Below are 15,834 nucleotides of genomic sequence, written 5' to 3'. Positions count from 1 at the left end.
GGACCGATATCATGATCCGCCGCCTTCGCGCACCGCTGCTCGCCGCCTTCGCCGCCGTCTCGCTGTCGGCGTGCATCGGCCTGGGCGGAAAGACCCCGCCCTTTCTGCTGACCCTCGATGCCGATGCTGCACCGGTGGCCGGCGGGGTACGTACCGCGTCCGAAGCCGCGACGCTGACGATCCTGATCCCGACCGCGCCGCAGAAACTGCGTACTACGCGCATTCCGGTGCAGCAGGACGGGGCCAGCGTGACCTATGTGAAGGACGCGCAATGGGTCGAGGCGCCGTCGCGCCTGTTCCAGCGGCTCGTGTCCGAAACCGTGTCGGCGCGGACGTCGCGCGTCGTGCTCGACGAGGGCCAATATCTGACCGCGCCGGGCGAGCAGCTCGCAGGACAATTGATGGAATTCGGCGTCGATGCGGCCACCAACGAGGTCGTCGTCGCCTATCAGGCGATGCTGGTTTCGGCCGGCGGCAAGACGGTGACCCAGCGGCGGTTCGAGGCCCGCGAGGCGATCGGCGGCAAAGTCGAGGCCAAACCGGTCGGCGAGGCGCTCACGCGCGCGGCGAACAAGGTCGCGGGCGAGGTAAGCGACTGGCTCGGCAAATAAGGTAAACGGCGTCCAGATCGGCTTCATGACGCCGATCGTTATCGGCGTCGTGGGCACCAAGCCGTTTTTCGCGAATTGAACGCCCCCCAATCATTCAGCCGTCGTCCAGGGCGCTCCCGGCGTAAGCGGGGGCCCGTGCGCCGCGCTTCGAACGGAGCCTAGCGCAACACGCCCTTCGCCGCCTGCGCCCGTGCATAGAGGAGCAGCGCGAGCAGGATCACCCAGATGGTCAGGCTGATGTACAGCGGCACGTCGCCCAGCGCCTCCCTGAACGCCGCGCCGTGCGAGACGAGCTGGTAATAGGTTACGCCCGCGAGCCCCACTGCCGAAACGAGGAACGCCGTCACAGCGTGGCGGGAGCGGAACAGCAGCAGCAGCGAGCCGAGGAACGAGCCGAAACCGCCGAGCGCCCAGCAGACGTTCGACCAAGCCGGCGCGCCGAGGATGAGCGCGCGCTGCGCCTCGTTATATTGCGACAACCACGCCTCGCTCTGCATATTGGTCATCGTGAAATCGATGACAGGATAGGCGTTCCAGAGCAGCGACACGATCCCCACCACCCACAGGTGCAAGGGCGTTTTACCGGCGTCCGTCATAATCCTCTCCCCCTCCAGAAAGACCGGGCGAAACTATCATCCTTTGCGATCGTCGGCAATATGGTGATATAGTCTCACAATACAGTGATGTTGCGGTCGAAACGGCCGATGGACCGTTGGCAGCTTGGCAAGCGCGACGCGATCCCCGATATGCGCGGCATGTGTGTCGTCGCCCTTGCCCACCGCGTCCATCCCGACTGGCCCCTCATCCTCATCGGCAACCGCGACGAGTTCCATGCGCGGCCTGCGGAGCCGCTCCACGAGTGGGGGGACGGGAGCGGCCTTGTTGCGGGGCGCGACCTGCAGGCGGGCGGGACCTGGCTCGGCATCCATCGCCCGAGCGGCCGCGCGGTCGTCGTCACCAACGTCCGCGGCGCGATGCCCGATCCCGCAAAGGAATCGCGCGGTGCGCTCGTGTCCGACCTGCTGCGCGGCGCAGGGCGCTTCGCCGATCCGGTGGCGGCGGATTTGCCGCGCTTCAACGCTTTCAACCTGTTCGCCATCGACGGCGGCGGCGCGCGGTTGCTCACCAACCGCCCGGTCCCGCTGATCATGCCGCTCGAGCCCGGCGTGCACGCGCTCGCCAACGAGCCCGTCGATGCCCCCTGCCCGCGCGCCGAACGGCTGCGCGCCGCGCTCGCGGACGCCGTCGCGGCGGGGAGCGATCCCGAAGACCTGCTCGACGCGCTGATGGCGGAGGACGGCCCGGCGCTGTTCCTGCGCGGCGACATTTACGGCACGCGCGCGTCGACGCTCGTCGCAATCGCGGCGGACGGCGCGGTGCGGATGATCGAGCGCCGATATGAAGCGGGTGGCCGTCCCGCTGGAACGACCACCCTCGAATTCCAAATCGGCTGAATTGATCCTCCCTGTCGCGAAGCGATGGGGAGGCGGCAGCGCGAAGCGCTGACGGAGGGGCTGCAGCACGGCCCCTCCACCAACCGTTACGCGGGCGGTCCCCCTCCCCACGGCGACGCCGCAGGGAGGATCGAATGGCTTACTTCGGCGCGAGCACCATCAGCATCTGGCGGCCTTCGGTGCGCGGATGCGCCTCGACCTTCGCGATCTCGGCGGTCATCTCGGCGACGCGCTGAAGCACGTTGAGCCCAAGCTGCGTGTGGCTCATTTCGCGGCCGCGGAAGCGCATGGTCATCTTGACCTTGTCGCCTTCCTCGAGGAAGTCGAAGACCTTCTTCATCTTCACGTCGAAATCATGATCGTCGATATTCGGACGCATCTTGATCTCTTTGATTTCCTGCGTCTTCTGGCTCTTGCGCGCGAGGTTCGCCTTTTTCTGCGCCTCGTACTTGAACTTGCCGACGTCGAGGAACTTGCACACCGGCGGATCGGCGTTCGGAGATACTTCGACCAGGTCGAGGCCAACCTCGGCCGCCTGCTCGATCGCTTCGGCTGTCAGCATCACGCCCAGATTTTCGCCCTCCTCGTCGATCACGCGGACTTTGGGCGAGGCGATGAATTCATTATAACGCGGACCGTTTTTAGGCGGCAGCGGTGCCATCGAGCGACGGGTCATGGGCGGTGGTATAGCTGTATCTCCTGGGTCGTTTAAAAAGGGCGTGCGGAATCGATGCGCCGCGCGCTATGTCCATATAGTGAACGCGCGCGCCGCGTAAAGGCTGCGACGCTGTGCGTCGCGGCGCTTTTTCGTCCGACTGTGGCGACTATGCCACTAATGTTCGGCGATCACCATTTGGTCGGCGCGGGATCGACGACCCGGAACCCGCCCGCGCCGATCTCGCTCACTTCGAGCGCGCGGATCGCGATGCCCCGATTATTGAAGCGAAAAATGCCGTCGATCCCGCCGAAACCGTCGGCGGCAAGCAGCCGCGTGGCGGGGAAGCCGGTGCCCGGCTTCCAGTCACGCGCGATGCGGACGGTCAGCAGCACCGAATCGTAACCGAGGCTTGCGAGCCGGTACGGTGCCCGGCCGAAACGGGTGCGGTATTTGGTCGCAAGCTGCCCGTAAAGGCCGTCCGACACGCTGGCGAACCATGCGCCGCGCATCGCCGCGCTGCTGCCGAGCCCGGCATCGGTATTCCAGAGTTCGGTGCCGAGTATCTGCCGGTCCCCGCCACCCTTGATCACGGGCACCGCGCGAATGGCGTTGCCACCGCTGTCGGCGATCAGAACGGCGTCCATCGCGCCGGCATTGGCGAGCCGCCGCGCGGCGCCCGTCAGCGCGGTGGCGCTGCGGTCGTAGCTTTCGACGGCGACCAAGGTGCCGCCCGCGGCGGACACCGCGGCGCGGAAAGCCGCCGCCGACCGGTCGCCATAGACATTTTTGGGGACAAGTGCGCCGAAGCGCTGGTGTCCCTTTGCGCGCGAAAAGGCGACGACGCGCTCGACCGACTGGCCGGGAACGAAGCCCATGATGAAGACGCCATTACCCGCGACGCTGCTGTCGTTCGAAAAGCTCAGCACCGGCACCTTTGCCGTGCGCGCGATCGGCGCGACCGCCGAGACATCCTCGCTGAGGAGCGGCCCCAGAATCAGCTTGTTGCCGTCGGCGACCGCCTGCCGCGCCGCGGCGGCGGCGCCGAGCGCGGTGTCATAGGTGGTGATACGCACGCGCTCGGTACGCGAATCGAGCAGCGCGAGCGTCGTCGCATTGGCGATCGCGGTCCCGACATCGGCGTTGGGCCCCGTCTGCGGCACGAGGAGCGCGACGCGGTGGCGATCGGTATCGGTAGGAAGGCCGGGGCCGACATTGTCGTCGGGATTGGTCGGCGGCGGGGGGGTCGCGGGGCCGTTCGATTTCGGCACCACCTGGCACGCCGCGAGCAGCCCCGCCATCGCCGCCATGCCCAGCCCGCGCAGCATCCGGCGGCGCAGCGACGCATTATTTTGGCGCGCGCCCTGATGGCAGTTTGGCGCAGTTTCTGCCATTTTCGGCCTCATGCCAGATTCGAACATCTCAGATTCTCCCTTGCCCGGTCTCTATATCGTCGCGACGCCCATCGGCAACCTTGGCGATATCAGCCCGCGTGCGGCCAAAATGCTCGCCTCCGCCGACCTGATCGCCGCGGAGGATACGCGCGTGACCGCGAAGCTTCTCGCCCATCTGGGTTTGCGCGTGCCGATGACCCCCTATCATGATCATAGCGACGAACGCACCCGCGCCGCGCTGGTTGCCCGCATGGACGCCGAAGTTGTCGTTTTGGTGTCGGACGCGGGCACCCCGCTGATTTCGGATCCCGGGTACAAGCTGGTACGCGACGCGCGGGCGGCGGGACGGCATGTTGCCACCCTGCCCGGCCCCTGCGCCGCGATCGCCGGCATCACCCTCTCCGGTCTGCCGAGCGACCGCTTCCTCTTCGCGGGATTCCTGCCCAACAAGGCGAAGGCGCGCGCCGACACGCTCGCCGAATTCTCAAAGCTGCGCGCGACGCTGGTCTTTTACGAAAGCGGCCCCCGGCTGTCGGCGTCGCTCGCGGCGATGGCCGAAGGACTGGGGGACCGCGAGGCGGCGGTCGCGCGCGAGATCAGCAAGCTGTACGAGGAATGCGTGACCGGCACGCTGAGCGAACTCGCCGCGCGCTATGCCGATGCACCGCCCAAGGGCGAAATCGTCGTCGTCGTCGGCCCGCCGGGCGAAGCAGTCGTCGAGGAAGCCGACGACGCGACGCTCGATGCCGCGTTGCGCGAGGCGATGGCCGCAAAGCCGGTCGCGCAGGCGGCCAAGGCGGTCGCCAAACGCTTCGGGCGCGATCGCCACGACGTCTATGCCCGCGCGCTCGCGCTGAAAGAGCGTGCTTGAACCGCGCCGCGGCCGAGGCGCGCGGGCGCAAGGCCGAACGCCGCGCGGCGTGGTGGCTGCGTCTTCACGGATGGCGCATATTGGGCGAACGGCTGCGCCTTCCGGTCGGCGAGGTCGATCTGGTGGCGCGGCGCGGGCGCACCATCGCCTTCATCGAGGTGAAGTGGCGCGACAAGCCCGAAGACCTCGACCTTGCGATCGACCAATATCGCCTGCGCCGCGTAGCCGCGGCCGCCGGAATGCTCGTCCCGCGCTTCGCCGGGCCCCGCGACGACATCAGGATCGACGTGATCCTCCTTGCACCCGGGCGCCTGCCACGCCATCTGGTCCACGTCTGGCAACCCTGAGGATGATCGAATGACCCTGCGCGCCGCGGTACAAATGGACCCGATGGATGGCATCAACATCGGGGGCGACAGCAGTTTCCACCTGATCCTGAAGGCGCTGACCCGCGGATATGAGCTTTATCATTACGATGTTCGCGGGCTGACATGGGAGGCCGGGCGGCTGACGACGAAGGCGCATCGCATCGTCGAGGCGCAGCGCGAGGCCGGCGCGCATTACAAGTTCGGCGACGAAATATTGCTCGACCTCGGCCGCGACGTCGATGTGGTGCTGATGCGGCAGGACCCGCCTTTCGACCTCGGCTACCTCACCGGCACCTGGCTGCTCGAACGCATCCGGCACGAAACGCTGGTCGTCAACGACCCGGTTTCGGTCCGCAACGCGCCCGAAAAAGTGTTTGTGCTCGACTTTCCCGAATTCATGCCGCCGACGATGGTCACACGCGACCTGGACGCGGTGAAGGATTTCCAGGCGCGCTACGGCGCAGTGGTGATCAAGCCGCTGCACGGCAATGGCGGCAAGGCGGTGTTCCGTATCGACGCCGATGGCGGCAACCTCGGCGCGCTCGTCGAGCTGTTCGGACAGGTGTGGCCCGAACCCTTCATGGTCCAGCAATTCCTCCCGAGCGTCGCCCAGGGCGACAAGCGCATCGTGCTTGTCGACGGAGAGGTAGCGGGCGCGATCAACCGCAAGCCCGGCGAAGGCGAATTCCGCTCGAACCTCGCGGTCGGCGGCTATGCCGAAGCAGCCGAGCTCACCCCGCGCGAGCGGGAGATTTGCGACGTTCTTGGCCCGGCCTTGCGCGAACGCGGGCTGGTTTTCGTCGGGATCGACGTGATCGGCGGCGAATGGCTGACCGAAATCAACGTGACCTCGCCCACCGGGATCGTCGCGATCGACCGGTTCAACAACAGCGACACGGCCGGAATGATCTGGGATGCGATCAAGCGACGCATCGGCTGAGCCAGCGGCGCGTTACCCCTCGCATGACCGATTTCATCCTGAACCTGATCCAGAGCTGGGGCTATGCGGGGATTTTCGTCCTCATGTTCCTCGAAAATGTCTTCCCGCCGATCCCGTCGGAAGTGATCATGGGATTGGGCGGGATCGCCGTCGCGCAGGGCCGGTTCGATTTCTGGATGCTCGTCGCGGTCGCGGTCGCGGGAACGACCGCGGGCAATTGGGTCTGGTATGCCATCGGGCGCTGGATCGGCTATGAGCGACTTCGGCCCTTCATCGACCGCCACGGCCGCTGGCTGACGCTCGACTGGGACGAGGTCGAACGGTTGCACGATCTGTTCCTGAAATATGGGCCGGCGATCGTCTTTGTCGCGCGCTTCATGCCCGTCGCGCGGACGATGGTCTCGCTGCCCGCGGGCATGGTGAAGATGAATCAACTCAAATTCCTGCTCTGGACCGCCGCCGGCTCGACGATCTGGATCGCAGCGCTCGCCGGCGCGGGCAGCTGGTTCGGCAAGCAGTTCGCCAACCTCGACGCCTTCGTCGGCCCGCTCGCGCTGGTCGCGATCGGTTCGCTGATCGCGCTTTATCTCTACCGCGTGATCACCTGGAAACCGGCAAAGAACGACTGAGCCGACATTTTCTCCGCGGGAGAGTGGCGGGTTGCGACCGGTTGCGGACGTCTGGCTTCCTGCTACGCTGCTGCAATGGCATCACGATGTTTCGCGCCGCTGTTCTTCGTTGCGCTCCTTTCCGCCTGCTCAGCCAATGCGCCTCCCGACACGACTGCGCGGATAAAAAAGGAATATCGCGTCGAGATTTGCGAAGGTTCAAAAGTGGCGATCATTTATGATCTGCTGACCTTGGCCAACACCACTACCTATCAAATCAGCTTCCCGAATAGCCAATGCGTCAACAAATTTCTGCAAAGCCTAGTCGCTGATTCGACCTATGAGCACCCCTTCGACGACGAATCGAAGTTGCTGGGTTCGAGCGACAAGAAACACATGCTCTTCTCGACCGTCCGGAGCGGAAAGGTTGTGATCTTTCGAGTTACCCGGACGGCGGAGATGAATCAGAAGTTCGAGAGCTCGTAGCGCGCGCCAAAAGTCGATTTGGGCTCCGCCCCACACCTCCACAACCGCTCTTACCCCAGCAGGCTTTTTGACGCCTGTTCGGTCACGTCGCGCGACAGGCCCGGCTGCGCCAGAATGCGTTCGAGTTCGGCGCGCATCAGCCGCTGCCGTCCCTCGTCGAACCGTTTCCAGCGGCCGAGGGGCGGAATCATCCGTGCCGCCGTCTGCGGGTTTTTCGGATCTAGCGCGATGACAAGGTCGGCGATCAGCCGGTACCCGGCGCCATCGGCCTGGTGGAATGCGGCCTGATTGCCCGTCAGCGCGCCATAGAGCGCGCGCACGCGGTTGGGGTTGGCGAGCGTGAAGTCGGCATGCCGCGCAAGCTCCTTTACCGCATCGACGGTATCCGGACGGAGCGACCAGGCCTGCACCTGAAACCATTTGTCGAGCACGAGCGGATTGTCGCGATAGCGCTGGTAGAAGATGTCGAGCGCCGCCACGCGTTCGTCGCTGTCGCCGTGCGCCAGCGTCGCCAGCGCCGCCTGCCGTTCGGTCATCCCGTCGGCATCCGAGAAAGTCTTGAACGCCAGCGCCGGGATATCCGCCATGCCGGTCGCCGCGAGATAGGCGAGCGCGACGCCGCGCAGGCGGCGGCGGCCCTTCGCCGCGCGTGACAGGTCGGCCGCAGGCGGCGCCGCGCCGGCAAGGATCGCGCGCCATTCGCTTTCGAGCGCCGTGCCGATAGCGCCCTGCAACGCCAGCCGTTCGCGGCGGATCGCGTCGGGGTCGACCGTCACCATCTGATCACCGATGAACGCCTCGCTGGGGAGCAGCACCGCCTCGGCGGCGAAAGCGGGGTCTTCGCCGGCCCCTTCCAGCGTCCGGGCAATCGCGTCGATCACCGCGTCATTGGCGCGGGCTTCGCCCGACACGGCGGCGACGAGCGTGTCGAGCATCAGCTGCTGCAAGGCTTCGTAGCGCGCGAACGGATCGTCGTCGTGCGCCGCGAGCCACGCCAGTTCACCGTCTTCGCGGGCGAAATCGACGATTACCGGCGCCGAAAAACCCCGGTTGATCGAGAGCATCGGCCGGCTGCGATATGGGCCGAGCGGCACCGCAAGCTCGGCGCGGTCGAGCAGCACCAGTCGCTCGGCCTCGTCGCCATGGCCGCCATCGAGATCGAAGGCCTTGATGCGCAGCGGGATCAGCATCGGCTGCTTGTCGGGCTGCCCCGGCGTCGGGGGGACCGTCTGTGCCAGATGCAGCGTGCGCTCGCCCGTCGCGGCATTGGCGTCGACCCGCGCGGCGACGCGCGGCGTCCCCGCCTGTTCGTACCAGCGGCGGAACTGCGTCAGGTCTATGCCCGCGCCATCCTCGATCGCGCGCACAAAATCCTCGCACGTCGCAGCTTCGCCGTCGTGACGGTCGAAATAAAGGTCGGTGCCTTTGCGGAAGCGATCGGGACCGACCATCGTCGCCATCATGCGGATGATCTCGGCGCCCTTGTTGTAAATGGTCGCGGTGTAGAAGTTCGAGATTTCCTGATAGGAGTCGGGGCGGATCGGGTGCGCGAGCGGCCCGGCATCCTCAGGAAATTGCGCGGCGCGCAGAAGGCGCACATCCTCGATCCGCTTGACCGCTGGCGACCCCATGTCAGCCGAAAAGCTCTGGTCGCGAAAAACGGTGAAGCCCTCTTTCAGGCTCAGCTGGAACCAGTCGCGGCAGGTGACGCGGTTGCCTGACCAATTGTGGAAATATTCATGCGCGACGACGCCCTCGACGCCGTCATAATCCATATCGGTCGCGGTGTCGGGATCGGCAAGAATATAGCGCGTATTGAAGATGTTGAGCCCCTTGTTTTCCATCGCCCCCATATTGAAATCGCTGACCGCGACAATGTTGAACAGGTCGAGGTCATATTCGCGGCCATAGACGCGCTCGTCCCACGCCATGCTGTCCTTCAGCGCCTGCATCGCATGGCCGGTGCGATCGAGATCGCCGTCGCGCACCCAGATGCCAAGCTCGACGTTCCGCCCCGACATCGTCGTGAAGCTGTCGCGGTTGACGACCAAGTCGCCCGCGACGAGCGCGAAGAGATAGGAGGGTTTCGGCCAGGGGTCTTCCCACAGCGCCCAATGATCGCTCCCCTCCTCGCCCCGGTCGATGCAATTGCCGTTCGACAGCAGGATCGGGAATTTCGCCTTGTCGCCCTGCATCCGCACCTTGTAGCGGCTGAGCACGTCGGGTCGGTCGGGGTGGAAGGTGATGCGGCGGAACCCCTCGGCTTCGCACTGGGTACTGAGCATGCCGTTCGACGCGTAAAGCCCCGACAGCTGAGTGTTGGACGCGGGATCGACGACGGTATCGACCTCGACCGTCGCCGCCGTCCGGTCGCCCAGATCGACGATCAGGTCGCTGCCGTCGAGGCGCCAGTCGTTCCACACCTCGGCATCCACGCGTACTGCCGCCGGTGTCAGCCCGTCGCCGCGCAGCACGAGCGGCACCGGCGTGTCGGCGTGGCGCACGACCGACAGCGCGGCGGCGACGCGGGTCGCGTCGATCCCCAGCGCGAAATCGAGCGCGATATCGGGGATCTGCCATTCGGGCGGTCGATAATCGCCGCGATGGATGGTGACGGGCATGGCGGGCGTGGAAGAGGCGTCGGTCATGCGATCGGTCTAGGCATCGCGCCGCCGACGCGCAATAAGGCGCGCGATGAGACAGATGCTGATTTTCGGAATGGGCTATACCGCAAACCACCTTGCCGACCGGCTGCGCGCGCGCGGCTGGGATGTGGGGGGGACAACCCGGGACGGACGCGGTGACAGTATCGCCTTCGGCGACGACGGCGCGGTTCTGGCAGCGCTGCGAAACGCGACACACATCCTGTCGTCGGTCCCGCCGGCCGCGGGGACGGACCCCGTGCTCGATCGTTATGGAGAGGCGATCGCGCTCGCCCCCGCGACATGGACCGGCTATCTGTCCTCGACGGGCGTCTATGGCGACACCGCCGGCGCATGGGTCGACGAAAGCGCACCGGTCAACGGCCGCCGGCCCGACCGCAACGCCGCCGACGCGGCATGGCGCGCGCTGCGCGGCGACATGCGTGTCTTTCGCCTGCCCGGCATCTATGGCCCCGGACGCTCGATCCTCGATCGCATCCGGGAAGGTCGCGCGCACCGGATCGATCTGCCCGGACAGATATTCAGCCGTATCCATGTCGACGACATCGCCGGCGGGATCATCGCATCATTCCGCGGCCCCGCGGGCCTCTACAATCTTGCGGATAACGAGCCCTGTCATCAGAACAGGCTGGTCGAATGGGGCTGTGCGATGCTGGGCGCCGCGCTGCCGCCGCTCCAGTCGCTCGACGACGCCGGCCTGTCGCCCGCCGCGCGCGCCTTTTACGCGGAGAATCGCCGCGTCGCGAACGCCAAGGCGAAGCGGCTGCTCGGCTGGAGCCCGCGCTATCCGACGTTTCGCGAGGGATTGGCGGCGAGCGGCTAGATCAGCACATCGACGGTGTGGATCAGCACGCCGACGAGCCCGCCGACCAGTGTGCCGTTGATACGTATATATTGCAGGTCGTCGCCGACGGCATTTTCCAGCCGGTCGGTGATCGTCTTCGCGTCCCAGCTGCGGATCGTGTCGGACACCAGCTTGAGCGCGGTTTCGCCATAGCTGTCGACCATACCGACGACGGCGCGGCGGGCATAGCGGTTGAGCGTGCGCTTGATGTGCGCATCTTCGCCCAGCATCGCGCCGAATTGCGTGACCAGCTCGCCGATCCGCCCCGCCAGCATCGTATCCGGATTGCGCGCCGCCTTCAGCAGCGCGCCGCGCCCCTGTTCCCACAGGCCATCGAGCCAGCGTTTGACCGCCTTGTTTTCGAGCAGCTCATCGCGCACGCGCGCGACTTTCGCCTGGACCTCGGGGTCGTGCTGCAGGTCAAGCGCCATCTTGGCGAGCCCCTCCTCAACGCGGATGCGCAAGGGGTGCGTTTCGTCGACCGCCATTTCGCTGAGCAGTTTCGACAGGCCGGCGACGATGCGGTTCGAAATGCTCTCGTCGAGCCCGGTGAACCGCACGATCGCATTCGAATTGTCGTGGACCATCTGGTGGATCAGATGCTCGTTGAGTTCGAGCGTCTTCGATCCCCATTTGACCATCGCGTCGAGCAGTGGCTGGTGGCGCCCCTCGCCGAGCGCAGCCTGCAACGCCTGCCCCAGCAAGGGTGCGACATCGAGCTCGCGCAGGCGATCCGCGATCGCCGATTTGACCATGCCGCCGAGCCGTTGCTGGTCGAGCGCGCCAAGCGCATCGGCGATGATGCGCGAGGCGCCAAGGCGCAGGCGCCCGCCCCCCTCGGCGGGTTCGGCGAGGAATTTTCCCACCGCACCCGCGACGTCGAGCGTCTGCATCTTGCGCGCGATCAGCCGCGGCAGTAGGAAATTGGTGAGCAGGAAACGTGCGAGCGTATCGCCGATGCGGTTCTTGTTGCGCGGCACGATGGCGGTGTGCGGGATCGGCAGGCCCATCGGGTGCCGGAACAGCGCCGTGACCGCGAACCAGTCGGCGAGCCCGCCGACCATCGCCGCTTCGGCAAAGGCGCGGACGAAACCGACCGCCGGATGGACGTCCTGATAATATTTGGCGCTGACGAAGACGATCGCCATGACGACGAGCATCCCGGTCGCCACGACGCGGATATTCGACCCTTTCGCCGGAATGGCGACGCCAATCGGGCGGGGAAGCGTGCGCTCGGTCATGCGAACCAAATGGCGAAATGCCGCAAAGGTTGCAACACGCGCAGTCGCTTACCGCGCCGGTAGATCCCTCTACTCAGCCGGTTCGGGCGTCGACGCCCCGTGCGGTTTCGTATCGTCGCCCTTGCGGTAGGTGAGCAGGTTGCGCGAGAAGAAGCGGCCGAGACGCTTTTCGATGCTGTCGGCCAGGCTGAAGCCTGCGGGCACGATCAGCAGCGTCAGCAGCGTCGACAGGATCAACCCGCCGATCACCACCACGCCCATCGGCGCGCGCCACGCGCCATCGCCCGACAGCGACAGCGCGGTGGGCACCATGCCCGCGACCATCGCGACCGTGGTCATGACGATCGGCTGCGCACGCTTGCGCCCGGCATCCATCAGCGCCGCCGATTTTTCGACGCCATGGTCCATCTCTTCGATCGCGAAATCGACGAGCAGGATCGAGTTTTTGGCCACGATGCCGAGCAGCATCAGCAGGCCGATAAACACGGGCATCGAAATTTCCATTCCGGTCACCGCGAGGCCGAGCAGTCCCCCGAGCGGCGCGAGCAGCAGCGACGACATGTTGACCAGCGGCGACAGGAAACGGCGATAGAGCAGCACCAGCGTCGCAAAGACGAGCAGCAGGCCCGCGACCACGGCGACGAGGAAGTTGGTCATCATCTCCGCCTGCCACTTGGCATCGCCCTGGATCACCTTGCGGATGCCCTGCGGCATGTTGGTGATCGACGGCAATTTGTCGATCTTGGTCTGCGCGTCGCCGGTCACCAGCCCTGGCGCCAGGTCGGCGCCGATGACGATGCGCCGCGTCTGGTTGTAGCGGCGAAGCTCGGTCGGCCCCGCGCCGAAGCCGATCTCGGCGACCGATTTCAGCGGCACGGTGCCGCCGCGCGCGGTCGGCACGGGGAGATTCTCGATCGTCGCGAGACTGCGGCGCGAATCCTCCGACAACAGAACCCGGATCGGAATCTGGCGGTCGGACAGCGAAAATTTCGCCGCATTCTGGTCGATGTCGCCCAGCGTCGCGATGCGGATCGTCTGGCTGAGCGCCGCGGTGGTCACGCCGAGTTCGGCGGCGAGGTCCATGCGCGGATTGACGATAATCTCGGGGCGAGGAATGTCGCCCTCGATGCGCACAGCGCGCAATTCCTTGAGCCCGCTCATCTCGCGGACGATCTTGCGCGCGTGATTTTCGAGCGCCACCGGATCGTCGCCGCCGACGATGAAGGTGATGTCGCGGCCCGAAAAACCTCCCGACTGGCTCTGGAACGACACGCGCGCGTCAGGGATCGCGGCCATCTTCGGCTGCAGGCTGCGCTCCCATTCGACGCTGCTGGTCGGGCGATCCTTCTTCAGCGTGATATACACGCCGCCGCCGCCGACATTGACGTCGTAAAAAGCGTTGTCGACGACGTCGTTCGCCGCGAGAATCGCGTTGATCTGGTTCGCGATCACGTCGCTCTGCGCCAGCGTCGATCCCGGCGGCAGTTCATAGCTGATCTGGCTATAGTCGCTGTTGATTGTCGGCTGGAACTGCTTCGGCAGCACCGCGAACAGGACGATGCTCGACACAAAGGCGAGCACGCCGATCCCGACGATCCACACGCGATGGTCCGACATGCGGGCGCCGGCGCGCTGCGCCATGAAATAAGACCAGAGGCTGACGCTCCAGTAATGCGCACCGAACAGTTTGCCGAACAGCCATGCCAAAAGCCCGAGCCCAACGGCGACGACCATCACGCTCGCCCAGGTCATGAGCGCCATGCTGGGCGGCGCGAGCATGCCCGCGAGCCAAAGCACTGCGCATAGCACGGCGGTGACCCCGCCGATCCAGGCATAAGCCTTCAGGATCACCGAGAAAGCCGCTCGATTGGTCCAGATGATCAGCGCGCCGAATATGATGACGAGCAGGCTGATCAGCAGAAACGCGATGATCATGCTGAGCGGCGTCGCGAGCATGAAATGCATCGCCGGGTTGGGCGCATCCTGTCCGGCGGGGACGGGCTGATAATATTGGAATATCATCAGCGCCAAGACAGCCGCCGCCGCAAGGAACGACAGGGCGAAGAACATCGGGCGCGTCTGCACGACATCGAGCGCCGCGCGCTTCGCCTTGTGCTTGCTGCTGTCGAGCGTCCAGCGCAGCACATTTTCATACCGGTCCACCCAGGGACCCGAGGCATGATCCTGTTCGCCCTGCGCCGACAGGAAATAGGCCGCAATCATCGGCGTGATCATGCGCGCGACCGCGAGGCTCACGAGCACCGCGAAGACGACGGTCATACCGAACTGAATGAAGAACTGGCCCGAAATACCGGGCATCAGCGCAACGGGCAGGAACACCGCGACGATCGACATCGTCGTCGCGACGACCGCCAGCCCGATCTCGTCGGCGGCGTCGATCGACGCCTGATAGGCGGTCTTGCCCATGCGCATGTGCCTGACGATATTCTCGATCTCGACGATCGCATCGTCGACGAGCACGCCGGCGACGAGGCTCAGCGCGAGCAGCGACAGGCCGTTGAGCGAAAAGCCCATCAATTCCATGAACCAAAAGGTCGGGATCGCGGAGAGCGGGATCGCGAGCGCCGAGATGAGCGTCGCGCGCCAGTCGCGCAGGAACAGGAAAACGACGACGACGGCGAGCACCGCACCCTCGATCATCGCGGCCATCGAGCTGCGATATTGTTCCTTGGTATATTCGGTGCGCGTGAAGAGGATCTTGAAATCGACCTTGGGGTTGTTCTTCTTGATCTCTTCCAGCTTTTTCATCGTTTCGTCATGGACGGTGACGTCGGATGCGCCTTTCGCCTTTTCGATCGAGAAGCTCAGCACCTGCTTGCCCTCGATCTTCGCGAGATTGCGCTGTTCGGCATAGCCATCGGTCACCTTGGCGACGTCGCTCAGCCGGATCGTTCGGCCGTTGCCCAGCGATAATTGATAATCCCCGAGCTGATAGGCGCTGCCAGCGTTACCGAGTACGCGCACCGCCTGTTCGGAGCCCGCGATTTCGGTGCGTCCGCCAGCGGCGTTCACGTTGATCTGGCGCAGTTGCTGGTTGATCTGGCTGGCCGTGATGCCATAGCTTTGCATACGCGAGGGATCGAGGATGACGCGGATCTCGCGATCGACCCCGCCCGAGCGGCGCACCTGGCTCATCCCAGGAATCGACAGCAGTTCCTTGGCGACCGTGTTGTCGACGAACCACGACAATTGCTCGAGCGTCATGTCGGTCGCCTCGACCGCAAAATAGGTGATCGGCCCGCCGGCGATATCGACGCGCACGACCTGCGGCTCGAGGATGCCCTCGGGCAGGTCGCTGCGGATCTGCTGCACGGCCTGGTTGACGTCGTTGTAGGCGCGGTCGATCGGCGTACCGATCGCGAATTGCACGAAGGTGCGGCTGTTGCCCTCGCTGACATAGGAGGACATTTCATCGACCCCGCTGACGCCGCGTATGGCGGCTTCGACGCGCTGGGTCACCTGCGTCTCCAACTCGGTCGGCGCGGCGCCGGGCTGCACCACGACGACCTGCACCGCCGGAAATTCGATGTCGGGATTGTCGTTGACATCCATCCGGTTGAAGCTGACGAGCCCCGCCAGCAGCAACAGGATGAACATCACGATCGGGGGCACCGGATTGCGGATGCACCAGGCGGAAATGTTGCGGAAGCTCATGATCAAACGCCCTTGTGCACTAAA

At 65.4% G+C, this 15,834-nt stretch carries 14 protein-coding genes; 8 read left to right on the top strand and 6 right to left on the bottom strand.

Going from position 1 to position 15,834, the window contains the following annotated elements:
* Positions 1-11 precede the first annotated feature (11 nt).
* Positions 12-611, top strand: a complete 600-nt coding sequence (locus tag HDC35_RS15400) for an ABC-type transport auxiliary lipoprotein family protein (protein WP_184648258.1) — start codon at positions 12-14, stop codon at positions 609-611.
* A 158-nt stretch (positions 612-769) separates the two neighbouring features.
* On the opposite strand, the gene HDC35_RS15395 is transcribed toward HDC35_RS15400, so the two are convergent.
* On the bottom strand, positions 770-1,207 hold the full coding sequence (locus tag HDC35_RS15395) for a hypothetical protein (protein ID WP_184648257.1): 438 nt from the start codon (positions 1,205-1,207) through the stop codon (positions 770-772).
* Positions 1,208-1,315: 108 nt separating this feature from the next.
* Here HDC35_RS15395 and HDC35_RS15390 point away from each other — a divergent pair, with 108 nt between their 5' ends.
* On the top strand, positions 1,316-2,065 hold the full coding sequence (locus tag HDC35_RS15390; protein ID WP_409437957.1) for an NRDE family protein: 750 nt from the start codon (positions 1,316-1,318) through the stop codon (positions 2,063-2,065).
* A gap of 139 nt (positions 2,066-2,204) precedes the next feature.
* Here HDC35_RS15390 and infC read toward each other — a convergent pair whose 3' ends face one another.
* Positions 2,205-2,741, bottom strand: coding sequence for a translation initiation factor IF-3 (gene infC / locus HDC35_RS15385; RefSeq protein WP_184648256.1), 537 nt, complete (start codon positions 2,739-2,741; stop codon positions 2,205-2,207).
* A 170-nt stretch (positions 2,742-2,911) separates the two neighbouring features.
* Positions 2,912-4,048, bottom strand: a complete 1,137-nt coding sequence (locus tag HDC35_RS15380; protein ID WP_184648365.1) for a penicillin-binding protein activator — start codon at positions 4,046-4,048, stop codon at positions 2,912-2,914.
* 76 nt (positions 4,049-4,124) lie between these two features.
* On the opposite strand from HDC35_RS15380, the gene rsmI reads away from it, so the two are divergent.
* The 5 genes from rsmI (at position 4,125) to HDC35_RS15355 (ending at position 7,387) form a co-directional block, all read left to right on the top strand.
* On the top strand, positions 4,125-4,985 hold the full coding sequence (rsmI, locus tag HDC35_RS15375; RefSeq protein ID WP_184648255.1) for a 16S rRNA (cytidine(1402)-2'-O)-methyltransferase: 861 nt from the start codon (positions 4,125-4,127) through the stop codon (positions 4,983-4,985).
* Positions 4,982-5,332, top strand: a complete 351-nt coding sequence (locus tag HDC35_RS15370) for a YraN family protein (RefSeq protein WP_184648254.1) — start codon at positions 4,982-4,984, stop codon at positions 5,330-5,332. The genes rsmI and HDC35_RS15370 overlap by 4 nt, the downstream gene beginning before the upstream one ends.
* Positions 5,333-5,342: 10 nt before the next feature.
* Entirely contained in the window at positions 5,343-6,293 is a 951-nt protein-coding gene (gshB, locus tag HDC35_RS15365; protein WP_184648253.1) for a glutathione synthase, read from the top strand.
* Between the two features lie 23 nt (positions 6,294-6,316).
* Complete coding sequence (locus tag HDC35_RS15360) at positions 6,317-6,922, top strand: DedA family protein (protein WP_184648252.1); 606 nt, start codon at positions 6,317-6,319, stop codon at positions 6,920-6,922.
* 75 nt (positions 6,923-6,997) lie between these two features.
* Positions 6,998-7,387 (top strand): hypothetical protein, encoded by a 390-nt coding sequence (locus HDC35_RS15355; RefSeq protein WP_184648251.1) that lies wholly within the window; start codon positions 6,998-7,000, stop codon positions 7,385-7,387.
* Between the two features lie 50 nt (positions 7,388-7,437).
* Here the strand turns inward: HDC35_RS15355 and pepN are convergent, their stop codons facing one another.
* Complete coding sequence (gene pepN / locus HDC35_RS15350; RefSeq protein ID WP_184648250.1) at positions 7,438-10,035, bottom strand: aminopeptidase N; 2,598 nt, start codon at positions 10,033-10,035, stop codon at positions 7,438-7,440.
* 46 nt (positions 10,036-10,081) lie between these two features.
* Between pepN and HDC35_RS15345 the strand changes: the two genes are divergently transcribed.
* Entirely contained in the window at positions 10,082-10,873 is a 792-nt protein-coding gene (locus HDC35_RS15345; RefSeq protein ID WP_184648249.1) for an SDR family NAD(P)-dependent oxidoreductase, read from the top strand.
* On the opposite strand, the gene HDC35_RS15340 is transcribed toward HDC35_RS15345, so the two are convergent.
* Together HDC35_RS15340 and HDC35_RS19725 are read right to left on the bottom strand one after the other, a co-directional pair.
* Complete coding sequence (locus tag HDC35_RS15340; protein WP_184648248.1) at positions 10,870-12,135, bottom strand: DUF445 domain-containing protein; 1,266 nt, start codon at positions 12,133-12,135, stop codon at positions 10,870-10,872. The genes HDC35_RS15345 and HDC35_RS15340 overlap by 4 nt on opposite strands.
* 69 nt (positions 12,136-12,204) lie before the next feature.
* Positions 12,205-15,810, bottom strand: a complete 3,606-nt coding sequence (locus HDC35_RS19725) for an efflux RND transporter permease subunit (protein WP_260397777.1) — start codon at positions 15,808-15,810, stop codon at positions 12,205-12,207.
* Between the last annotated feature and the right edge of the window lie 24 nt (positions 15,811-15,834).

Source organism: Sphingopyxis sp. JAI128, from assembly GCF_014207235.1.
Classification (GTDB): Bacteria; Pseudomonadota; Alphaproteobacteria; order Sphingomonadales; family Sphingomonadaceae; genus Sphingopyxis.
This window is presented reverse-complemented; position numbering and strand designations above follow the sequence as displayed.